This is a genomic window from Methylosinus sp. is20ea (assembly GCF_059718135.1).
Window position 1 is genome coordinate 1142981 of sequence record NZ_AP046088.1, and the last position, 18920, is coordinate 1161900.

An 18920-nucleotide genomic window follows, 5' to 3' on the forward strand; every position below is an offset into this window, starting at 1 on the left:
GGTTATGATCGCGTCGATTGTTGGAATCAGGAGATGAGGATGCGTCATTTCGTCAGTTTGTCGGCCGGTCTCGCCTGCCTCCTCGCCTGCGCGACGGCGGGCGAGGCGCTCGCCAAGACTCATCGCGTCGCGCATCGCCATCCCGTCTATGCGACGCCGATCGTCGTGGCGACCGGCCCCATCCCCTATGTGCGTCAGCCGCTCGTCGTTCCGCGCCGCAGCTGGCTCGATCCGGGCCCGGTCGTGCCGGTCGGCTCGACCAATCGCTACATGGTGGAGGCGACCTATTTCGCCTATCAGCCGGTCGAGGACAATCAGCGCAGCTGGTTCATGCAGGAGACGCTGCCGAACCGCCGCCGCTTCGAGGTGCTGCCCTATCGCGACGGCATCGCGCCGATCTGGTGGCCCTGAGCCCCGCCTCTCGGCTCAGCCGACACCGGCCGGCCCGCGCTTCGCGAGCCGGCCTTTTTCTTGACTTCCCCCGCTCACGCGGATATTCACCCACGGTCCGGCGCGGGGAGACCTTCGCCGGCCCGCACCCGTGGCCGTTCCTGGAACGACCTGTCGGCCGGTTTTCCGGCAGAGGAGGGCGCGTTCTTTTGACGCTAGAGGCAATGCCTCGCAGCGCGGGAACGTGGTTCGGCGACGCTCGCCTCGACAGGGGCCGGGCGCGACGTCCCGTTGTTGTCGCGCTTTGCGAGGCAGCCACAGAAAAGGACGCCGGCAAGTGACGAAACGCGCCGAAGCCAAATATAAAATCGACCGCCGTCTGGGACAGAATATCTGGGGCCGCCCGAAGAGCCCGGTGAACCGTCGCGAATACGGCCCCGGCCAGCACGGCCAGCGCCGCAAGGGCAAGCCCTCCGACTTCGGCACGCAGCTCAAGGCCAAGCAGAAGCTCAAGGGCTATTACGGCAATATCTCCGAGAAGCAGTTCCGCAAATATTATGCGGAGGCCATCCGGCTGAAGGGCGACTCGGGAGACAATCTGATCGGCCTGCTCGAGCGCCGTCTCGACGCCGTGGTCTATCGCGCCAAATTCGTGCCGACAGTCTTCGCCTCGCGCCAGTTCATCAATCACGGCCACATCAAAGTGAATGGCCGCCGCGTGAACATTCCGTCCTATCTGGTGAAGCCGGGCGACGTCGTCGAGGTGAAGGAGAGCTCCAGGCAGATCCTCATCGTCCTCGAGGCGGTCGGCCTCGCCGAGCGCGACGTGCCGGAATATTACGAGGTCGATCATCAGAAGATGACGGCCAAGCTCTCGCGCGTTCCGCTGCCCTCCGAAGTGCCCTATCCGGTGCAGATGGAGCCGAATCTGGTCATCGAGTTCTACTCGCGCTGATCGAGTTCGCCGGCCCGCAGCTTTCGGGCCGGCGTATCCTCATTGTCAGGCCGCGGCGCTGGGCCGCGCGGCTGCCGCGGGCCGGAACGGCGCGTCATCCGTCGGCGCATAATGGCTGAAGCGCAAATTATAGCTGGCGCGCCCTTTGGTCAGGCTGCTGAGCGCCTCGCCATAGCCGAGCAATTCCGCGAGCGGCGCAGTCGCCGCGATTCGCGTGGTTTCATCGCCATGCTCGGATTTCAGAGCCTCCGCGCGTCGGCCGCGCAAATCCTCGATCACCGCTTCCGCGACATCATCGGGCGCCACAGTCTCGACGCTCATGATCGGCTCGAGCAATTCGCTGCTTCTCGCGAGCGCCTCGCGCGTCGCGGCGCGCGCCGCGATCTCGAACGCCAGCACGGATGAATCGGAGCCATGGCCGGCGCCGTCCACCAGCGCCGCCTTCAGCTCCACGACCGGACAACCGAGCAGGACGCCGTTCTCGACGACGGAGACGACGCCGCGCTCCACGCCATCGACGAATTCCGCCGGAATGGATTTCTCCGGCGCGCGATTTTCGAAAATCTCGCCACCCGCGCCATCCGTATCGAAAATGAGCTTCACACGGGCGTATTGGCCGGGCCGCTTATGGGTGAAGTCGATTTCCTGGCGTCGCGACAGGCGCTCGCGATAGGCGACGCGCGGCGGCCCGATGATCGCCTCGACGGGCGACAATTCTTGGAAGCGCGCGACGATTTCTCTCAGCCGCTCCTCGCTCGCCGCTTCGAGCAGCGCCTGCGCGCCGCCGATCACATCGAGATCGGAGACGCGCAGTCCGGGCGCGCCGGCGGACAGGCGCGCGAGCGCTTCGACGAGCTCCTCCCAATCGCGTTCGAGCTTGGGCGCGATCGTCACCGAGACGAGCAGCGGCGAATTATTCATAACGGCCTCCCACTTCTCCCGTCGCCGGCGGCGAATCGGAAGCGGGCGAGGCTAGCCGCGGCGTATGACGGGACGACATACGCCGCGCTCGAGCTCACTCAGTTGCGGCGCGCCAGGGAGCGCAGGAAGCCCTCCATATCCTCGGTGAGCTCTTGATCGATGGCGGGCGCCAATTTCAGCAGCAGATTGGCGACGAATGCCTGATCATTGCGCTTTTCCTCGAGCACTTCGCGCAGCACGGGCACATTGTCCTCGATATGGGTGAGGAAGGAGATGCCCTTCTCCAATGTGTCCGTCCAGCGCTCGCGGCTCCACAGGGCCAGCGGATACATGATCTCATGGACGAAATTGGATTTGCGCGCCTGCTCGAAGAAGCGAATGCCGGTGTTCCAATTCTCCTTGGCGCGCAGCGGCGGCGGCGGAATGTCGCCGAGCAGCAGCTTCTTGCCGGCGGCGCCGACATGATCCTCGAGGCTGATCGGCGGATCCATCGGCGTGCGGAAGCTCCACAGCGAGGTGGCGCCGGGGAAATCCTTGCCCATGCTCTCGACGAGGGCGGCCTCGACCTTGTCGGCCGCCGCCTTGTCGCCCTTGAGCGCCGCGGTCATGAAGAAGGCGAATAGCGCGTCGCCGCCGTAAGTGACCGCCGTGGCGGCCTTCAATTGCTGGTCCGTGAGCTTGGGCGTGACGCCGTCGGCGGGAACCGTCACATCGCCGGCGCGCAGCGCCGTGATAAAGGTCGTGATCTCCAGCCAGCCCATATAATTGGCGATGAAGGCGTCGGGATCGACATAGACGATCGCCAAATTGAGAGGCTGCTTGCGCTTTTGCAGTTCCGCCATGTCCGTCATGGGTTATCCTTCCTGTCCCCAGTCTTCGCAGTCCCAGGTCTATGCTTGGGCGCTCGCTTCCCGAGCCCCTCTCTCGGGCGCGGCGCCCGTCTTCATTCGTCCGCCAGCAGCACGCCGGTGATGCAGACGTCGCCATCGTCGATCACGAGCGACAGAGGCGTCAGCTTTCCGCCCTGGCACGGGCCGATGAAGCAATGGCCGGTGTCGAGGTCGAATTGGGAGCGATGCTGCCCGCATTCGAGGAAATTGCCCGACTCGTCGAGGAAATTGCCGGGTGAAGTGTCGAGACGCATCTGCTCGTGCGGGCAGGAATTCTCGAAACCGTAGAAGTTGTTGCCCTTGCGGGTGATGAGGATCGGCCACGGATTGCTGTCGCCATTCTCATAGGCGCGCATCAGGACGAAGCCGGTGGCTTGACCGTCCTCTATGTGGCCTGTGCGACAAATCACAAACAGATCGTCCATGGGCTGACCCCTTTCGAACAAACATCCACGCTCCGTGCGACCCGGAGCGGACCCGTGAAATCGGGTAGCAAGCGATGAGCCAGCCTGATCCGACGCTTGACGATATGGTTAGATCACTATACCAACCGGTTTCGAAAGAGTGGGATCGAGCGTGCAGCGCCCCCTCGCATGGAGCCGAGTTCAACGACCAGAAGGCGGAGACGTCACATGACAAACTCGTCGCTCGACCTGCGTTGCGACGCGACATTCGAGAGGATCGAGCGTCACCTGCGGCATATTCGATGGATGCTCGCGCTCGTCTATTTTTTCCAGCTCGCGACCTTCATCGTGCTGCGCTGAGGAAGCAGAACAATGAACGGTCTCGAGGCGATAGATGAATCCGCCGCCGGCTCGCGCGCTGAAAATGCGCTCAAAGCGCAGCTCATCGGCAAGATCGGCCGGCTGATGAAGGAGCGCGGCTTGAAGCAGGTCGAGGCCGCCGGCCTGTTCGGGGTCAAGCAGCCGGACGTGTCCAAAATGCTGCGCGGCGATTTCCGCCAATTCTCGGTCGAGCGGCTGCTGCGTTTTCTGGTGGCGCTGGGTCAAGACGTCGAGATCGTCGTCAAGCCGCCGAGCGGCTCGGAGGCGCCGGCGCTGCGCGTCGCGCGTCTGTGACGCCTGGAGCCCATTCTGTGAAATCGAGAAAGACGAAAGGACTGTCGATGCGAAGGAGCGCGAAGAGATGACCGCGACCGCCCTTGCGATCGAGACGCCGGAACCGCTCGACGACAGCATAGCGCGCGCTTCGACCGCGCTGCAGGCGCTCGCCCGAGGCGACGGCCATTGGTGCTTCGAGCTGGAGGCGGACGCCACGATCCCGGCGGAATATGTGCTGATGCGCCATTTCCGCGACGAGCCGATCGACCCTGCGCTCGAAGGCAAGATCGCAGCCTATCTGCGCCGCATTCAGGGCGCGCATGGCGGCTGGCCTCTTTTCCACGAGGGCGGCTTCGATATGAGCGCCAGCGTGAAGGCCTATTTTGCGCTGAAGATGATCGGCGACGACATAGAGGCGCCGCATATGAGGCGCGCGCGCGAGACGATCCTCGCCCATGGCGGCGCGGCGCGCAGCAATGTGTTCACGCGCGCGCTGCTGGCGCTCTACCGCGAGATTCCCTGGCGCGGCGTGCCGGCCATGCCGGTGGAGATCATGCTGCTGCCGAAATGGTTTCCCTTCCACATCGACAAGATCTCCTATTGGGGCCGCACCGTCCTCGTGCCCTTGCTGGTGCTGCAGACTCTGAAGCCGCAGGCCGTGAACCGGCTCGGCGTGCATATCGGCGAGCTGTTCACGACGCCGCCCGAGGAGGTGAAGGAATGGCCCAAGGGCGCGCATCAACATCCCGCGCTGATCGCCCTCTTCGGCGCGATCGACAGAGCGCTGCGCGCCGCCGAGCCTTATTTTCCAAAGGGTCCGCGCAAGCGCGCGATTCGCGCGGCGGAAACCTTCGTGACCGAGCGGCTGAACGGCGTCGATGGTTTGGGGGCCATCTTCCCGGCCATGGTCAACAGCCTGCTGATGTATGACGTGCTCGGTGTCCCCGCCGACGGCGAGCGAGTGAGACTGGCGCGCGAATCGATCGAGCGTCTGCTGGTGATCAAGGAGGACGAGGCCTATTGCCAGCCCTGCGTCTCGCCGGTGTGGGACACGGCGCTCGCCTGCCATACGCTGCTCGAAGTCGGCGGCGCGGAGGCGGAAGCGCGCGCGCGCGCCGGACTCGACTGGCTCGCGCCACTGCAAGAGCTGGAGGTGAAGGGGGACTGGGCCGTGCAGCGGCCGAATGTGCGTCCCGGCGGCTGGGCCTTCCAATACGCCAACGCCTATTATCCCGATGTCGACGACACCGCCGTCGTCGTGACCGCCATGGACCGCTCCTGCGGCGGACGCTCCGACCGCCCCTATGACGAGCGCATCGCCCGCGCGCGCGAATGGGTCGAGGGGCTGCAGAGCAAGAATGGCGGCTGGGGCGCCTTCGACGCCGACAATGAATATTATTATCTCAACCACATCCCCTTCGCCGACCACGGCGCGCTGCTCGATCCGCCGACCGCCGACGTCTCGGCGCGCTGCGTCTCCATGCTCGCCCAACTCGGCGACAAGATGGAGACGAGCCCGAGCCTGAAGACCGGCGTCGATTATCTGCTCGCCGAGCAGGAGCCGGACGGAAGCTGGTTTGGCCGCTGGGGGATGAACTATATATACGGAACCTGGTCGACGCTCTGCGCGCTGAATGCGGCGGGGCTGAAACCGGAGCATCGCGCCATGCGCCGCGCCGTCGACTGGCTCGTCGCGATCCAGAATGAGGATGGCGGCTGGGGAGAGGACGGCGACAGCTACAAGCTCGACTATCGGGGCTATGCGAAAGCTCCGAGCACCGCCTCGCAGACGGCCTGGGGCGTGCTCGCGCTGATGGCGGCGGGCGAGGTCGGCCATCCGGCGGTCGCCCGCGGCGTCGCCTATCTGCAGGCCAATCAGGGCGCGGACGGTTTGTGGAAAGAGGAGCGCTTCACCGCCACGGGCTTCCCCCGGGTCTTCTATCTGCGCTATCACGGCTACGCGAAATTCTTCCCGCTCTGGGCGCTCGCGCGCTACCGCAACCTCGAGAGGGGCAACAGCAAAATTGTCCAGACCGGACTTTAGACGCCGCTTGGACGGCCCGGATGAGGTGGAGCCCCCGCGCTTCCTCATCATCACGGGGCTGCTCAGCGAGCGCGCCTGCGCCGAGGGCGAAGGTCTGGTGCCGATTTGCAGCGGCGCCGACACAGAGGGCCTGCGCGCCGCGCTCGAGCGCACGCAGGGCTTCGCGCTCGCCGGCGTCGTCAGCTTCGGCATAGCGGGCGGGCTGGACCCGGCGCTGCGGCCCGGCGACGTCGTCATCGGCTCGGCCGTCGTCGCCGAGGGCAAGCGCTATGAGACGAGCGCCGAGCTCTCGGCCATTTTGAGCGAAGGTCTCGGCGCCTCGGGCGGCAAGATCGTCTCGGGCGTCATCGCCGGCGTCGAGGCGCCTGTGCTCGACCCCAAGGCCAAAGCTGCGCTGCGAACGAGGACCGGCGCCGCAGTCGTCGATATGGAGACGCATATCGCCGCGGAATTCGCCGAACGGCGGCGCCTGCCGCTGGCCGTGGTGCGCGTGGTCAATGATCCGGCGGCGCGGGCGCTGCCGCCCCTCGCCACCTCCGCCGTCACGCCGGACGGCGGCGTCGATTTCCGCGCGGTGTTTCGCGATCTCGCCCGCGAGCCGCGCCAGATCGGCGATCTGATCCTCGCCGGTCTGGATTTCCGCAAGTCGTCGGCGACCTTAGGCCGCTGTGGACGTCTTCTTGGCCCGCTCCTTAGCCTCGGCCTCTCGGAGCTCTGACAGAGTCGCGATATTCTCGTCGAAGACATATTGCGCCGGCCGCTGCTTCTCGAGCGAGATGTCGGGCGCGAAATCGCCTTCCGTCCGCACGCCGCGCAGAGCCACCAGCGCCGCCTTCCACGGACGCGCGACGGCGTCCTTCACGGCGGTCGCCTCGAAGCCGCAATGGACCATGCAATCGGCGCATTTCTCGTAATTGCCGACGCCGTAGGAATCCCAGTCGGTCTCTTCCATCAGCTGCTTGAAGGTCGGGACATAGCCCTCGCCCAGGAGATAGCAGGGGCGCTGCCAGCCGAAGACGGTGCGCGCCGGATTGCCCCAGGGCGTGCAATGATAGGTCTGATTGCCGGCCAGAAAGTCGAGGAACAGGCCCGACTGCACGAAGGCCCAGGCCCTTCCGCCGCGCCCGCGCCGCAGCACGTCGCGGAACAGCTCCTTGGTGCGCGCGCGATTGAGGAAATGCTCCTGATTGGGCGCGCGCTCATAGGCGTAGCCCGGCGACACCGTCATCCCGTCTATGCCGAGGCGCTTCGCCTCGTCGAAGAAATCCGCGACGCGGGCGGGATCGGCGTCCTGGAAGAAGGTGCTGTTGATGGTGACGCGGAAGCCCTTGGATTTCGCCAGCGCGATCGCCTCGACGGCGCGCTTGTAGACGCCCTTCTGGCTCACGGCGCGGTCGTGCATCTCCTCGTCGCCGTCGAGATGGATCGACCAGGTGAAATAAGGGCTCGGCTTATACTGATCGATCTTTTTGGCGAGCAGCAGCGCATTGGTGCAGACGATGGCGAATTTCTTGCGCGCCATTATGCCTTCGACGATCTGCGGCAGCTCCTTGTGCAGCAGCGGCTCGCCGCCCGCAATCACGACGACCGGCGCGCCGCACTCATCCACCGAGGCGAGGCAAGCCTCGGCCGAGAGGCGCTTGTCGAGAATATGGTCCGGATAGTCGATCTTGCCGCAGCCCGCGCAGGCGAGATTGCAGCGAAACAGCGGCTCGAGCATCAGCACCAGCGGATAGCGTTTCCGGCCGGCGAGATGCTGGCGGAGAATATAGCCGCCGATCGACATGATGTAGCGAAGCGGAATGGACAAGAAAGCTGTTCCTTCTCGGGACCGGCTCTTCGACAAAGCGACGCGGTGGCCGCCCGGCTTCGACGCGCGTGAACACAGCGTCGGAACGTTTCGTCTAACACGAAAGCTCGACTGCGCAAACCGGCGGCGCTCGCCCGCGACCTCGCCTCGAGGATATGGCGTTTTTCGGGCCCGAGCCCGGTCATGATAGGGTCACGGCCCGAAAACGGAAACAGCGAGAGGGAAGTTTGCCCGGCGTGATCGTCAAAATCTGCGGCTTGTCTACCCTGCCGACGCTCGAGGCGACGATCGCCGCCGGCGCGGATATGGCCGGCTTCGTCTTCTTCGAGAAGAGCCCGCGGCATGTCTCGCTCGAGACGGCGCGCGCGCTCGGGCGAGCGGCGCAGGGGCGCATCGCCAAGGTCGCGCTCTGCGTCGACGCCGACGATTCCGCGCTCGACGCCATCATCGCCGCGCTCGCGCCGGACCTGCTGCAATTGCATGGGAAGGAGACGCGAGAGCGCGTCGCCGCCGTGAAGGCGCGCTTCCGCCTGCCCATCGTCAAGGCGATCGGCGTCGCCGACGCGGCCGATATCGCGCGCGCCTCGGCCTTTCGGGAGGCCGCCGACATTCTGCTTTTCGACGCCAAGCCGGCGCCGGGCGCCGCGATCCCCGGCGGCGGCGGAGCCGTCTTCGATTGGGAGCTGCTGCGCGGCTATAGCGGCGGCGACTGGATGCTCTCCGGCGGCCTCGACCCCGCCAATGTGGCGGAGGCGCTGCGACGCACCGGCGCGCCCGCGGTGGATGTATCGTCCGGGGTCGAGAGCGCCCGCGGCGTCAAGGACGAGGCGAAGATCGCGGCTTTCGTCGCGGCGGCGCGCGGCGCATCCGTCTGACGATCCGCGACGCTTTCATCGGCGTGGCGGAGGGTCTAATAGAGCGCCGAAGCCGAGGCGAGGAGGACCGACAGTGAACGAGCAGACCCCCAATTCCTTCCGCAACGGCCCGGACGAGAACGGCCGCTTCGGCCTGTTCGGCGGCCGCTTCGTCGCCGAGACCTTGATGCCGCTCATTCTCGACCTCGAACGCGCCTATGGGGAGGCCAAGGCCGACCCCTTCTTCCAGGCCGAGCTGGACAGCCTTCTCAAGCATTATGTCGGCCGGCCGAGCCCGCTCTATTACGCCGAGCGCATGACCGAATATTTACGCGGCCTCACGGCGGCCGTCGGCGGCGAGGGCGGCGCCAAAATCTATTTCAAGCGCGACGAGCTGAACCACACCGGCGCGCATAAGATCAACAATGTGCTCGGCCAGATCCTGCTCGCCCGCCGCATGGGCAAGAAGCGCATCATCGCCGAGACCGGCGCCGGCCAGCATGGCGTCGCCACCGCCACCGCCTGCGCGCGCTTCGGCCTCGATTGCGTCGTCTATATGGGCGCAGTCGATGTCGAGCGGCAAAAGCCCAATGTCTTCCGCATGAAGATGCTGGGCGCCGAGGTCCGCCCGGTGCAATCCGGCGCGCGCACGCTGAAAGACGCGATGAACGAGGCGCTGCGCGACTGGGTGACCAATGTCTCCGACACTTTCTATTGCATCGGCACCGCCGCCGGCCCGCATCCCTACCCCGCCATGGTGCGCGATTTCCAATCGGTGATCGGCAATGAGGCGAAGGAGCAGATGTTCGAGGCCGAAGGGAGGCTTCCCGATTCGCTGGTCGCCTGCATCGGCGGCGGCTCCAACGCCATCGGCCTGTTCCATCCTTTCCTCGACGACGCCTCGGTGGAGATTTACGGGGTCGAGGCCGCCGGCCATGGGCTCGACGTCGAGAATGGCCATGCCGCCTCGCTGGCCGGCGGACGGCCGGGCGTGCTGCACGGCAACCGCACCTATCTGCTGATGGACGACGACGGCCAGATTCTCGAAGGCCATTCGATCTCCGCCGGCCTCGATTATCCGGGCATAGGGCCGGAGCATTCCTGGCTGCGCGACATCGGCCGCGTGACTTATCTCTCGGCCACCGACAAGGAGGCGCTCGCCGCCTTCCAGCTCTGCTCCAAGCTCGAGGGCATCATCCCGGCGCTGGAGCCCTCCCATGCGCTGGCCAAAGTCATGGAGCTGGCGCCGCAGAAGCCGCAGGATCATCTGATGGTGATGAATCTGTGCGGACGCGGCGACAAGGATATTTTCGCCGTGGCGGAGCATTTGGGCGGGATGTGAGCTTGCCGGCGAGGCCGGCTAGGGTTATATTTTTATATAACCTGAAAGGGTAACGACGATGCAGACTGCCAAGCTACGAAAAGTCGGCGGCTCGATCATGGTGGCGGTTCCGCCCGCCATGCTCAGCGCGCTCGAGCTTGCGGCCGAATCGACCGTCGGCCTTTCGATCGAGGCCGGCCGCCTGATCGTCGAGCCGCAACCTCAGCGCCGCTATTCCCTCGACGAGCTTTTATCCGAAGAGGCCCCCTCTGTCTCCGAGAAGGACGAAGCTTGGATGAATTCGCGGCCCGTCGGCCGCGAACTTCTCTGATGGATCGAGGCGACATCTACCTCGTCGATCTCGATCCGACCGAAGGCCGTGAGCAAAAAGGCCGCCGCTGCGTGATGATCGTTTCGGCGAGCCGCTTCAACCGGCACACGGGGGCGCCGCTTTGTGTGCCGATCACCGGCGGAGGCGGTTTCGCTCGTGCAACCGGCTTCACGGTTCCGCTCACCGGAAGCGGCCTTTCGACCGATGGCGTCGTCCGCTGCGATCAGGCGCGGACGCTAGATCTTCGCGCCCGCGGCGCCCGCAAGCTCGAGAGCGCTCCCGACTATATCGTCAATGAGGTGATCGCCCGGCTCTCGACATTGCTGGAGTGACGCCCCCACCCCGCCATTCCCCTTCGCCCTCCCCTATGCTATCGCCTGCCGCCATGACATCCGCCGCCAAGACCACACGCATCGACGCCCGCTTCGAAGCCCTGCGCGCCGAGGGCCGCGCCGCCCTCGTGACCTTCGTCATGGCCGGCGACCCGGACCTCGAGACCTCGCTCGAGATCGTCAAGAGCCTGCCCAAGGCCGGCGCCGACCTCATCGAGCTCGGCATGCCCTTCACCGACCCGATGGCGGATGGCCCCTCCATCCAGGCGGCCGGACTGCGGGCGCTGAAGGCCGGGACCACGCTGAACAAGACGCTCGAGCTGGTCCGCGCCTTCCGCGCCGTGGATCAGGCGACGCCGCTCGTGCTGATGGGCTATTACAACCCCGTCTATGTCCATGGCGTCGCCGCCTTCCTCGAGGAGGCGAAGGCGGCCGGCGTCGACGGGCTCATCATCGTCGATCTTCCGGCGGAGGAGGATGCCGAGCTGTGCCTGCCGGCGCGGGCGGCGGGGCTGAGCTTCATCCGGCTGGCGACGCCGACGACGGACGATAAGCGCCTGCCCAAAGTGCTCGAAAATACGAGCGGCTTCGTCTATTATGTCTCGCTCACCGGAATCACCGGCGCGGCGCTCTCGGATTATTCCGGCGTGTCGGAGGCGGTCGCGCGCATCAAGCGGAGCACGCCTCTGCCGATCGCCGTCGGCTTCGGCGTCAAAACGGCGGAGAACGCCGCCGCGATCGCAAAATATGCCGATGGCGTCGTGGTGGGCACGGCGCTGGTCGACGCTCTGGCGAAATCGCTCGACGTTGAGAAACACGCCGGCCCACAGACGGTCGAGGCGGTCGCCTCGCTCGTCGCCGAACTTTCCCGCGGCGTGCGCAGCGCGCGGGCGCAAGCCGCGAAGAAGGAAGAGCCCTTCTCGCTGAAAGCGGCCTTGGGAGCGCTCGCGAGGCTCTGGTCATGAATTGGTATTCCAACGTCGTTCCGCCCAAGATCAAAGCCCTCATCAAGCGCGAGGCGCCCGAGAACGCCTGGGTCAAATGCCCGGAGAGCGGCCAGCTCGTGTTCCACAAGGACATAGAGGACAATCTCTATGTCGTGCCGGGCTCCGGCTATCACATGCGCATCCCCGTCGAGGCGCGGCTCGCCAGCCTCTTCGACGAGGGCGCGCATGAGCTGATCCCGACGCCGGACGTGCCGAGCGACCCCTTGAAATTCCGCGACATCAAGCGCTATGTCGACAAGATCAAGGAATATCGGCTGAAGACCGGCCATATCGATGCGCTGACCATCGCCTATGGCAAGCTCGAGGGCGCGCTCGTCACCGTGGCGGTGCAGGATTTCGAGTTCATGGGCGGCTCGCTCGGCATGGCCGCGGGCGAGGCGATCATCGCCGGCATGAGCCACGCTATAGAGAAGCGCACGCCCTTCATCATCTTCACCGCCTCCGGCGGCGCGCGCATGCAGGAAGGCATGTTCTCGCTGATGCAGATGCCGCGCACGACCATCGCCGTGCGCCGGCTGCGCGAGGCGCGCCTGCCCTATATCGTCGTGCTCACCAATCCGACGACCGGCGGCGTCACCGCCTCCTACGCCATGCTGGGCGATATCCACATCGCCGAGCCCGGCGCGATCATCGGCTTCGCCGGCGCGCGCGTCATCGAGCAGACGATCCGCGAGAAGCTGCCGGAAGGATTTCAACGCGCGGAATATCTCAAGGATCATGGCATGGTCGACATGGTCGTGCCGCGCCAGGAGATGCGCGAGACGCTGGCGCGGCTCTGCGCGCTGCTGACCAAGGCGCCGCGCCGCGCGGCCTGAAGGAGCGAAAGCGCATCATGGATCAGCACGACGCGATTCTGTCGCGCTTGCTCGACCTCCACCCCAAGAAGATCGATCTGTCGCTCGGACGGACCGAGAGACTCATGGCCGAAATGGGCCATCCCGAGCGACGCCTGCCGCCGATCATCCATGTCGCCGGCACCAATGGCAAAGGCTCGACGCTCGCCTTTCTGCGCGCCATGCTGGAGGCGGCCGGGCTGCGCGCGCATGTCTACACTTCGCCGCATCTGCTGCGCTTCAACGAGCGCATTCGCCTCGCCGGCCGCCTCGTCGACGACGAGCGGCTGAAGCGCGCGCTGGAAGAATGCGAGCGCGCCAATGGCCAGCGGCCGGTGACCTTCTTCGAGATCACCACCGTCGCCGCCTTCGCGCTCTTCGCCGAGGAGCCGGCCGATTGGCTGCTGCTGGAGACCGGCCTCGGCGGACGCTATGATTCGACCAATGTGATCGAGCGTCCCAAGGCGACGATCGTCACCTCCATCTCGCACGACCACACGGAATTTCTGGGCGATACGATCGAGAAGATCGCCTATGAGAAAGCCGGCATTTTCAAGCGCGGCGCGCCGGCGATCATCGGCTTTCAACAGCAGGACGGCGCCCGCGACGTGTTGGAGCGCGAGGCCCGGCGCCTCGGCGCCCCTCTCTCGATCGCCGGCGAGGATTTTCACATTCGCGAGGAGAATGGGCGTTTCGTCTATGAGGACGAGCGCGGCCTCTTGGACCTGCCATTGCCGCGCCTGCCCGGCCGCCATCAGCAGGCCAACGCCGCCGGCGCCATCGCCGCGCTGCGCGCCGTGGCGCCCGAAATCCGGCCCGAGCATATAGAGGCCGGCCTCACCCGCGCCGAATGGCCGGCGCGGCTGCAATTGCTCTCGCGCGGACGGGTGGCGGAGCTGGTTCCGCCGGGCTCGGAGGTCTGGCTCGACGGCGGTCACAATGACGACGGCGGCCGCGTGCTCGCCGAGGCCATGGCCGAATTCGAGGAGAAGAACGCGCGGCCGCTGGTCTTCGTCTGCGGCGCGCAGGTGACGAAGGACGTGCGCGCGCTGATAAAACATTTCGTCGGCCTCGCCCGCGAGGTCGTCGCCGTGCCGGTGGAGGGCGAGCACAAGAGCTGGCCTCCGCAAGAGATCGCCGCCCTCGCCTGCGCCGAGGGCATGCGCGCCGCCGCCGCGGGCAGCGTCGAAGAGGCGCTGGCGCTCGTCTCGCAGCGAAGCTACGAGGCTCCGCCGCGCATATTGATCGCCGGCTCGCTCTATCTCGCCGCCGGCGTGCTGGCGCTCAACGGCTCGGTGATCGAATAGCTCACGCCCCGGCGAGCGCCTCCAGCAGCCTGCGGGCCGCCGGGCCCGAGGAGGCGGGATTTTGCCCCGTGATCAGCAGGCCGTCCCGAACGATATGAGGCGCCCAATCGGGGCCCTTGGAGAACAGCCCGCCCTTCGCCCGCAGCTCGTCCTCGACCAGGAAGGGAACGATATTGGTGAGGCCGACGGCCTCCTCCTCGCTATTGGCGAAGCCGGTCACATTTTTGCCCGCGACCAGCGGCTCGCCGTCCGCGCCGACGACATGGCGCAGCACGCCCGGGGCGTGGCAGACGAGGGCGACGGGCTTGCCCGCCGCGACGAAGGATCGGATCAGCGCGATCGAATGCGCGTCCTCGGCGAGATCCCACAAAGGCCCATGGCCGCCGGGGTAGAAGACCGAGTCGAAATCGGCCTCGCGAAGGCTGTCGAGACGCGCCGTATCGGCGAGCCGCGCCTCGGCCGCCGCATCCGCCTCGAATCTGCGGGTGAGATCGGTCTGGAAGTCCGGCTCGTTGCTCTTGGGGTCCAGCGGAGGCCGCCCGCCGGCGGGCGAGGCCAGAACGACCTCCGCCCCGGCGTCCTGGAGGACGTAATAGGGCGCGGCGAGCTCCTCCAGCCAGAAGCCGGTCTTGCGGCCGGTGTCGCCGAGCCGATCGTGCGAGGTGAGGACGATGAGGATTTTCATAGATTTCTCCCTGTTCGCGCGCTTGCCGTGGCGGAGAAATGGCGCGCCCCCTCGGCCGGCGCCCGTCCCGATGAGGGGGCGCGCGCTCGAGCCTACTTGGATTCGGGGAAAATTTGCTCCACAAGCGCGCAAGAAGCGTCTCGCGTGGACGGAGCGAAGTGAATGACCCTGATGTTGACGAGCGTCGCCTGCGTGGCCGAGGCCGAGATCGTTCTGGCCGGCGGGGCGGACGTCATCGACTGCAAGGACGCCTCCCGCGGCGCGCTGGGCGCCCTGCCCTCGGCCGAAATCTCCGCGATCGTCGCAGCCGTCGGCGGACGGCGTCCAGTCAGCGCCGTCGTCGAACTCTCGCACGACCCCGAGCTGGCGCGACGCGCCATCGAGGAGACGGCCGCGCTCGGCGTCGCTTTCGTGAAATTCGCTCTGCCCGCCACGCCCGACGCCGAGGCGCTGATCGAGGCGCTGGCGCCTCTCGCGCAGCGCGTGCGGCTGGTCGCCGTCCTCTTCGCCGATCTCGGGCCGGATCTCGAGCTGCTGCCGCGCCTCGCCTGCGCCGGTTTCGCCGGCGCGCTGCTCGACACGGCGCATAAGGGCAAGGGCCGGCTGCTCGAGCATTTCGACATTGGCGCGCTGTCCGCCTTCGTCGAGCGCTGCCATGCGCTCGGCCTCGAGGCGGGCCTCGCCGGCTCGCTGGAGGCGCCGGACGTGCCGCGCCTGCTGGTGACGGGCGCCGAGGTGATCGGCTTCCGCGGCGCGCTCTGCGCGGGCCATGACCGCAGAAACGCGATCGACGCGCAGGCCGTCGCGCTGATTCGCGACCTCATCCCCGGCGGCCCGACGCGCTCAGACACGAAAAGCGTGCGGCTCGCCGCCAATGTCGACTGGTCGCTCGTCGTCGGACGCGGCTATCTCGAGAGCCGCGAGCGCAGCCGCGAGATCGATCACATATTCGTGCGCGACCTCGTCATTCCGGTCGAGATCGGCGCCTATGATTTCGAGCGCGGCCGCACGCAGCGCGTGCGCTTCAATGTCGATGTGGATGTGACGCGCGTTTCCGCCGGCGGCGACGACATGCGCAATGTCTTCTCCTATGACGTCATCATGGATGCGATCAAAATGATCCTCGCCTCCGGCCATATAGAGATGGTGGAGACGATCGCCGAGCGCCTCGCCGAGCTGGTGCTGCGGCACGAGCGCGTGCAAGGCGTGAATGTGCAGGTGGAGAAGCTCGACGTCGCGCCGGGCGCGGTCGGCGTGCGCATCCGCCGCGAGCGCCAGGCGGAGACCGCCAAGGTTCATCACCTCTTTCCGGGCCTCCCCGATGCCGCCGAGCCCAAGAGCTGAAGCACGCACAAGAGCTGAGACGCGCAGAAGTGCTGAAGCGCGCCATCTGGTCGCCAAGCTCGGCGGGAGCCTCTCGGCCTCGCCCGCGCTGCGCCAATGGCTCGCTGCGCTGCTGCGCTACGCCGGCCCTCTGACGATCGTCCCCGGCGGCGGCCCCTTCGCCGACGCCGTGCGCCGCGCGCAGGAAACGCTGCGCTTTTCCGACGACGCCGCGCATGAGATGGCGATCATGGCGATGGAGCAATATGGGCGCGCGCTTTGCGACCTCGAGCCGCAGCTCGTCCCCGTCTCGACGCCGCAGGAGGCCGAGGCGGCGCATCGGCGCGGCGCCGCGGCGATCTGGCGCCCGGTTGCGATGACGCGCGCCGCTCCCCAGATTCCACAGAGCTGGGACATGACGTCCGACAGTCTCGCGGCCTGGTATGCGCGCGAAGCGGGAGCAAGCGCTCTGCTGCTGATAAAGAGCGTCGATTTGCGCGCGTTTCCACCTCCCCCTGGAGGGGAGGGTGGGGGCATCCACACCCTCCCTCATGCCGAGGAGCGGCCGCAGGCCGCGTCTCGAAGCACGCCGGATCGGGGGGCGTCGCTGACGGCTCCCTCGTCCTTCGAGACGGGCCCTTCGGGCCCTCCTCAGGATGAGGGAGCCGTCAGCGACGCGGCGCAGTCCATCGTCGATCCCTGCTTCGCGCATTATGCGCGAGAGCTCGACGTCTTCATCGCCGGCCCTGCAGCGTTGCGCGCGGCGGACGAAAGTTTCGCGCGCGGCGCCATTCCCGGAGCCTCCGTCGATTTCACCAGAGAGCAAAGCATCGCATCATGAAAAAGGTGGTCACGCCGCGGTGGGGATGGGCGCTCACCGGCTCGGGGCATTTCTTCACCGAATGTCTCGACATCATCCGCTCGCTCGACCATGTCGACCTCTTCGTCAGCAAGGCGGCCGCGGAAGTGATCCGCATGTATAAGCACCGCCTCGACGACATGCCCGATCATGTCCGCGTGTTCCGCGACACGACGGCGAGCTCGGTTCCGGTCGGCGGCTTCTATCACAGCTATTATCACACGCTGATCGTCGCGCCGGCGACCTCCAACACGGTCGCCAAATTCGTCTATGGCATCTCCGACAATCTCGCGACCAATGTGTTCGCCCAGGCCGGCAAATGCCGCGTGCCGACGGTCGTCTTCGCCTGCGACACCGCGCCGGAGCTGGAGACTCAGGCGCCCGACCGCAAGGTGATGGTCTATCCGCGCCGCATCGATCTCGAGAACACCGACAAGCTCAAATCCTTCGAATCGACGCAAGTCGCCGAGAGCCTCGCCGCGCTGCACGAGGCCGTCGAGCGCCGGCGCCGCGAGCTCGCCGCTCGGGAGCCGATCGGGAATGTCTGAGCGCCTGCTGTTCCTCACCGGCCATCTCGCTCTGCCGCGCCTCGAGCGCATGCTGGCGGGCTTCGGAGACGAGGCGAGGAACTGGCGCATTCACGATATAGGCGTGAAGGTCGCGGCGCTGATGACGCAGGAGATCATCCTGCGCCGCCTGCCGCGCCCGCTGGAGGCGGATCGCGTCATATTGCCCGGCCGTTGCCGCGCCGATCTCGCCGCTCTGGGGCAAGCTTTCGGCGCGCCTTTCGAGCGCGGGCCGGAGGAGATCGCCGATCTTCCGGCCTTCTTCGGCAAGCGCGGCGCCAAGGCCGATCTGACGCGCCACGACATGCGCATCTTCGCCGAGATCGTCGACGCCTCCATCATGAGCATCGAGGAGGTCGTCGCGCGCGCCACCATGCTGAAGGAGGCCGGCGCCGACGTCATCGATCTCGGCTGCCTGCCGGACACGCCCTTTCCGCATATGGAGGAGACGATCGTCGCGCTCAAAGAGCGCGGCTTTTCCGTCAGCCTCGATTCGGCGAAGCACGAGGAATTGGAGCGCGGCGCGCGCGCAGGGGCCGATCATCTGCTCAGCCTCGACGAGCACAGCCTTTCGATCCTTCCCGATCATTCGCCGCTCGTTCCCATTCTCGTGCCCAATCCGCATGGCGATCTCGATTCGCTGCAGCGCGCCGCGCGCATCGCGGAAAAGCGCGGAATCTCCTTTATTCTCGATCCGATCCTCGATCCCATTCACTTCGGCCTCGCCGCCTCCATCGAGCGCTATGTGGAGACGCGGCGCCGCGAGCCGCAGGCCGAGATGATGATGGGCACGGGCAATCTCACCGAATTGACCGACGCCGATTCCTCGGGCGTCACCGCTGTGCTGCTGGGTCTGTGCTCAGAGCTCGACATTCGCCATCTGCTCACCGTGCAAGTGAGCCCGCACACGCGCCGCACCGTGCAGGAACATGACGCCGCGCGGCGCATGCTGTTCGCCGCCCGCGCCGATCGCGCTCTGCCCAAAGGCTATAGCGACGCGCTGCTGCAAATCCACGACAAGCGGCCCTATGCCGCGACGCCCGACGAGATCGCCGAGCTCGCGCGCGAGCTGCGCGACGAGAATTTCCGCATCGAAGTCGCCGAGGACGGGATTCACATCTATGCGCGCGGCTTCCACCGCGTCGCGCAGGACGCCATGTCGCTCTTTCCAGAGCTCGGCGTCGAGAAGGACGGCGCGCACGCCTTCTATCTCGGCGCGGAACTCATGAAGGCGGAAATCGCTTTTCGTCTGGGTAAGCGCTATCGGCAGGACGAGCCTCTGGACTTCGGCTGCGCTTTGGATAGATCGCGAGAGGATGAGACGCGCCAGCGTGAAGCCGGCCATACGCTGCGCAAGGCGCGCGAGCCCTAGAGTCATTCCGGTTCAGATTGAACCGGAATGACTCTAGATCTCCTTGTTCGGTCGTGTTT

22 protein-coding genes are annotated in these 18920 nt (G+C 66.3%); 17 read left to right on the top strand and 5 right to left on the bottom strand.

Annotation, left to right across the window (positions count from 1 at the left end):
• The first annotated feature begins 39 nt into the window (after positions 1-39).
• Together AC6IY7_RS05175 and rpsD are read left to right on the top strand one after the other, a co-directional pair.
• Entirely contained in the window at positions 40-411 is a 372-nt protein-coding gene (locus AC6IY7_RS05175) for a hypothetical protein (protein ID WP_497782009.1), read from the top strand.
• A 316-nt stretch (positions 412-727) separates the two neighbouring features.
• Positions 728-1345, top strand: a complete 618-nt coding sequence (gene rpsD, locus AC6IY7_RS05180; RefSeq protein ID WP_024878548.1) for a 30S ribosomal protein S4 — start codon at positions 728-730, stop codon at positions 1343-1345.
• Positions 1346-1390: 45 nt separating this feature from the next.
• Here the strand turns inward: rpsD and AC6IY7_RS05185 are convergent, their stop codons facing one another.
• The 3 genes from AC6IY7_RS05185 to AC6IY7_RS05195 all read right to left on the bottom strand — a co-directional run bounded on the left by AC6IY7_RS05185 (position 1391) and on the right by AC6IY7_RS05195 (position 3581).
• Positions 1391-2266, bottom strand: a complete 876-nt coding sequence (locus tag AC6IY7_RS05185) for a translation factor GTPase family protein (protein WP_497782010.1) — start codon at positions 2264-2266, stop codon at positions 1391-1393.
• 98 nt (positions 2267-2364) lie between these two features.
• Positions 2365-3117, bottom strand: a complete 753-nt coding sequence (locus AC6IY7_RS05190) for a hypothetical protein (protein WP_497782011.1) — start codon at positions 3115-3117, stop codon at positions 2365-2367.
• A 92-nt stretch (positions 3118-3209) separates the two neighbouring features.
• Positions 3210-3581 (bottom strand): Rieske (2Fe-2S) protein, encoded by a 372-nt coding sequence (locus AC6IY7_RS05195; RefSeq protein ID WP_497782012.1) that lies wholly within the window; start codon positions 3579-3581, stop codon positions 3210-3212.
• Positions 3582-3788: 207 nt separating this feature from the next.
• Here AC6IY7_RS05195 and AC6IY7_RS05200 point away from each other — a divergent pair, with 207 nt between their 5' ends.
• The 4 genes from AC6IY7_RS05200 to AC6IY7_RS05215 all read left to right on the top strand — a co-directional run bounded on the left by AC6IY7_RS05200 (position 3789) and on the right by AC6IY7_RS05215 (position 6979).
• Positions 3789-3920, top strand: coding sequence for a hypothetical protein (locus tag AC6IY7_RS05200; RefSeq protein ID WP_497782013.1), 132 nt, complete (start codon positions 3789-3791; stop codon positions 3918-3920).
• Between the two features lie 12 nt (positions 3921-3932).
• Complete coding sequence (locus AC6IY7_RS05205; protein ID WP_497782014.1) at positions 3933-4235, top strand: helix-turn-helix domain-containing protein; 303 nt, start codon at positions 3933-3935, stop codon at positions 4233-4235.
• 67 nt (positions 4236-4302) lie between these two features.
• Positions 4303-6261 (top strand): squalene--hopene cyclase, encoded by a 1959-nt coding sequence (gene shc / locus AC6IY7_RS05210; RefSeq protein WP_497782015.1) that lies wholly within the window; start codon positions 4303-4305, stop codon positions 6259-6261.
• 7 nt (positions 6262-6268) lie between these two features.
• On the top strand, positions 6269-6979 hold the full coding sequence (locus tag AC6IY7_RS05215) for a phosphorylase (protein WP_497782016.1): 711 nt from the start codon (positions 6269-6271) through the stop codon (positions 6977-6979).
• Here AC6IY7_RS05215 and hpnH read toward each other — a convergent pair.
• Entirely contained in the window at positions 6920-8071 is a 1152-nt protein-coding gene (gene hpnH, locus AC6IY7_RS05220) for an adenosyl-hopene transferase HpnH (protein ID WP_497782017.1), read from the bottom strand. The two genes, AC6IY7_RS05215 and hpnH, sit on opposite strands and share 60 nt — an antisense overlap.
• A 227-nt stretch (positions 8072-8298) precedes the next feature.
• Here hpnH and AC6IY7_RS05225 point away from each other — a divergent pair, with 227 nt between their 5' ends.
• The 7 genes from AC6IY7_RS05225 to AC6IY7_RS05255 all read left to right on the top strand — a co-directional run bounded on the left by AC6IY7_RS05225 (position 8299) and on the right by AC6IY7_RS05255 (position 14056).
• Complete coding sequence (locus AC6IY7_RS05225; protein WP_497782018.1) at positions 8299-8946, top strand: phosphoribosylanthranilate isomerase; 648 nt, start codon at positions 8299-8301, stop codon at positions 8944-8946.
• A 73-nt stretch (positions 8947-9019) separates the two neighbouring features.
• Entirely contained in the window at positions 9020-10267 is a 1248-nt protein-coding gene (gene trpB, locus AC6IY7_RS05230) for a tryptophan synthase subunit beta (protein WP_497782019.1), read from the top strand.
• Between the two features lie 58 nt (positions 10268-10325).
• Positions 10326-10577: an AbrB/MazE/SpoVT family DNA-binding domain-containing protein gene (locus AC6IY7_RS05235; RefSeq protein WP_497782020.1), complete on the top strand. Its 252-nt coding sequence runs from the start codon at positions 10326-10328 to the stop codon at positions 10575-10577.
• Positions 10577-10909, top strand: coding sequence for a type II toxin-antitoxin system PemK/MazF family toxin (locus AC6IY7_RS05240; RefSeq protein ID WP_142863866.1), 333 nt, complete (start codon positions 10577-10579; stop codon positions 10907-10909). Before AC6IY7_RS05235 ends, AC6IY7_RS05240 begins: the two co-directional genes overlap by 1 nt.
• 53 nt (positions 10910-10962) lie before the next feature.
• Positions 10963-11874: a tryptophan synthase subunit alpha gene (gene trpA / locus AC6IY7_RS05245; RefSeq protein ID WP_497782021.1), complete on the top strand. Its 912-nt coding sequence runs from the start codon at positions 10963-10965 to the stop codon at positions 11872-11874.
• On the top strand, positions 11871-12731 hold the full coding sequence (accD, locus tag AC6IY7_RS05250) for an acetyl-CoA carboxylase, carboxyltransferase subunit beta (RefSeq protein WP_497782022.1): 861 nt from the start codon (positions 11871-11873) through the stop codon (positions 12729-12731). The genes trpA and accD overlap by 4 nt, the downstream gene beginning before the upstream one ends.
• A gap of 17 nt (positions 12732-12748) precedes the next feature.
• Entirely contained in the window at positions 12749-14056 is a 1308-nt protein-coding gene (locus tag AC6IY7_RS05255; RefSeq protein ID WP_497782023.1) for a bifunctional folylpolyglutamate synthase/dihydrofolate synthase, read from the top strand.
• 1 nt (position 14057) lies between these two features.
• Here the strand turns inward: AC6IY7_RS05255 and AC6IY7_RS05260 are convergent, their stop codons facing one another.
• Positions 14058-14741, bottom strand: a complete 684-nt coding sequence (locus AC6IY7_RS05260; protein ID WP_497782024.1) for a type 1 glutamine amidotransferase domain-containing protein — start codon at positions 14739-14741, stop codon at positions 14058-14060.
• Positions 14742-14903: 162 nt separating this feature from the next.
• Between AC6IY7_RS05260 and AC6IY7_RS05265 the strand changes: the two genes are divergently transcribed.
• Genes AC6IY7_RS05265 through AC6IY7_RS05280 form a run of 4 tightly spaced genes read left to right on the top strand, consistent with a single transcriptional unit; the run spans position 14904 to position 18861 of the window.
• Positions 14904-16085, top strand: a complete 1182-nt coding sequence (locus AC6IY7_RS05265) for a (5-formylfuran-3-yl)methyl phosphate synthase (protein WP_497782025.1) — start codon at positions 14904-14906, stop codon at positions 16083-16085.
• Positions 16063-16905: an aspartate kinase gene (locus AC6IY7_RS05270; RefSeq protein ID WP_497782026.1), complete on the top strand. Its 843-nt coding sequence runs from the start codon at positions 16063-16065 to the stop codon at positions 16903-16905. Before AC6IY7_RS05265 ends, AC6IY7_RS05270 begins: the two co-directional genes overlap by 23 nt.
• The gene (locus AC6IY7_RS05275) at positions 16902-17471 is read left to right on the top strand and encodes a flavoprotein (protein WP_497782027.1); all 570 of its coding nucleotides are present in this window, start codon (positions 16902-16904) and stop codon (positions 17469-17471) included. Before AC6IY7_RS05270 ends, AC6IY7_RS05275 begins: the two co-directional genes overlap by 4 nt.
• Positions 17464-18861, top strand: coding sequence for a DUF6513 domain-containing protein (locus tag AC6IY7_RS05280; RefSeq protein ID WP_497782028.1), 1398 nt, complete (start codon positions 17464-17466; stop codon positions 18859-18861). The genes AC6IY7_RS05275 and AC6IY7_RS05280 overlap by 8 nt, the downstream gene beginning before the upstream one ends.
• Positions 18862-18920: the final 59 nt, after the last annotated feature.

Excerpts from the sequence above, each read along its gene's own strand:
- AC6IY7_RS05175 (WP_497782009.1), top strand. The coding sequence starts at position 40 with ATGCGTCATTTCGTCAGTTTGTCGGCCGGTCTCGCCTGCCTCCTCGCC.
- AC6IY7_RS05185 (WP_497782010.1), bottom strand. The coding sequence starts at position 2,266 with ATGAATAATTCGCCGCTGCTCGTCTCGGTGACGATCGCGCCCAAGCTC.
- AC6IY7_RS05190 (WP_497782011.1), bottom strand. The coding sequence starts at position 3,117 with ATGACGGACATGGCGGAACTGCAAAAGCGCAAGCAGCCTCTCAATTTG.
- AC6IY7_RS05195 (WP_497782012.1), bottom strand. The coding sequence starts at position 3,581 with ATGGACGATCTGTTTGTGATTTGTCGCACAGGCCACATAGAGGACGGT.
- AC6IY7_RS05200 (WP_497782013.1), top strand. The coding sequence starts at position 3,789 with ATGACAAACTCGTCGCTCGACCTGCGTTGCGACGCGACATTCGAGAGG.
- AC6IY7_RS05205 (WP_497782014.1), top strand. The coding sequence starts at position 3,933 with ATGAACGGTCTCGAGGCGATAGATGAATCCGCCGCCGGCTCGCGCGCT.
- shc (WP_497782015.1), top strand. The coding sequence starts at position 4,303 with ATGACCGCGACCGCCCTTGCGATCGAGACGCCGGAACCGCTCGACGAC.
- AC6IY7_RS05235 (WP_497782020.1), top strand. The coding sequence starts at position 10,326 with ATGCAGACTGCCAAGCTACGAAAAGTCGGCGGCTCGATCATGGTGGCG.
- AC6IY7_RS05240 (WP_142863866.1), top strand. The coding sequence starts at position 10,577 with ATGGATCGAGGCGACATCTACCTCGTCGATCTCGATCCGACCGAAGGC.
- trpA (WP_497782021.1), top strand. The coding sequence starts at position 10,963 with ATGACATCCGCCGCCAAGACCACACGCATCGACGCCCGCTTCGAAGCC.
- accD (WP_497782022.1), top strand. The coding sequence starts at position 11,871 with ATGAATTGGTATTCCAACGTCGTTCCGCCCAAGATCAAAGCCCTCATC.
- AC6IY7_RS05255 (WP_497782023.1), top strand. The coding sequence starts at position 12,749 with ATGGATCAGCACGACGCGATTCTGTCGCGCTTGCTCGACCTCCACCCC.
- AC6IY7_RS05260 (WP_497782024.1), bottom strand. The coding sequence starts at position 14,741 with ATGAAAATCCTCATCGTCCTCACCTCGCACGATCGGCTCGGCGACACC.
- AC6IY7_RS05265 (WP_497782025.1), top strand. The coding sequence starts at position 14,904 with ATGACCCTGATGTTGACGAGCGTCGCCTGCGTGGCCGAGGCCGAGATC.
- AC6IY7_RS05270 (WP_497782026.1), top strand. The coding sequence starts at position 16,063 with ATGCCGCCGAGCCCAAGAGCTGAAGCACGCACAAGAGCTGAGACGCGC.
- AC6IY7_RS05275 (WP_497782027.1), top strand. The coding sequence starts at position 16,902 with ATGAAAAAGGTGGTCACGCCGCGGTGGGGATGGGCGCTCACCGGCTCG.
- AC6IY7_RS05280 (WP_497782028.1), top strand. The coding sequence starts at position 17,464 with ATGTCTGAGCGCCTGCTGTTCCTCACCGGCCATCTCGCTCTGCCGCGC.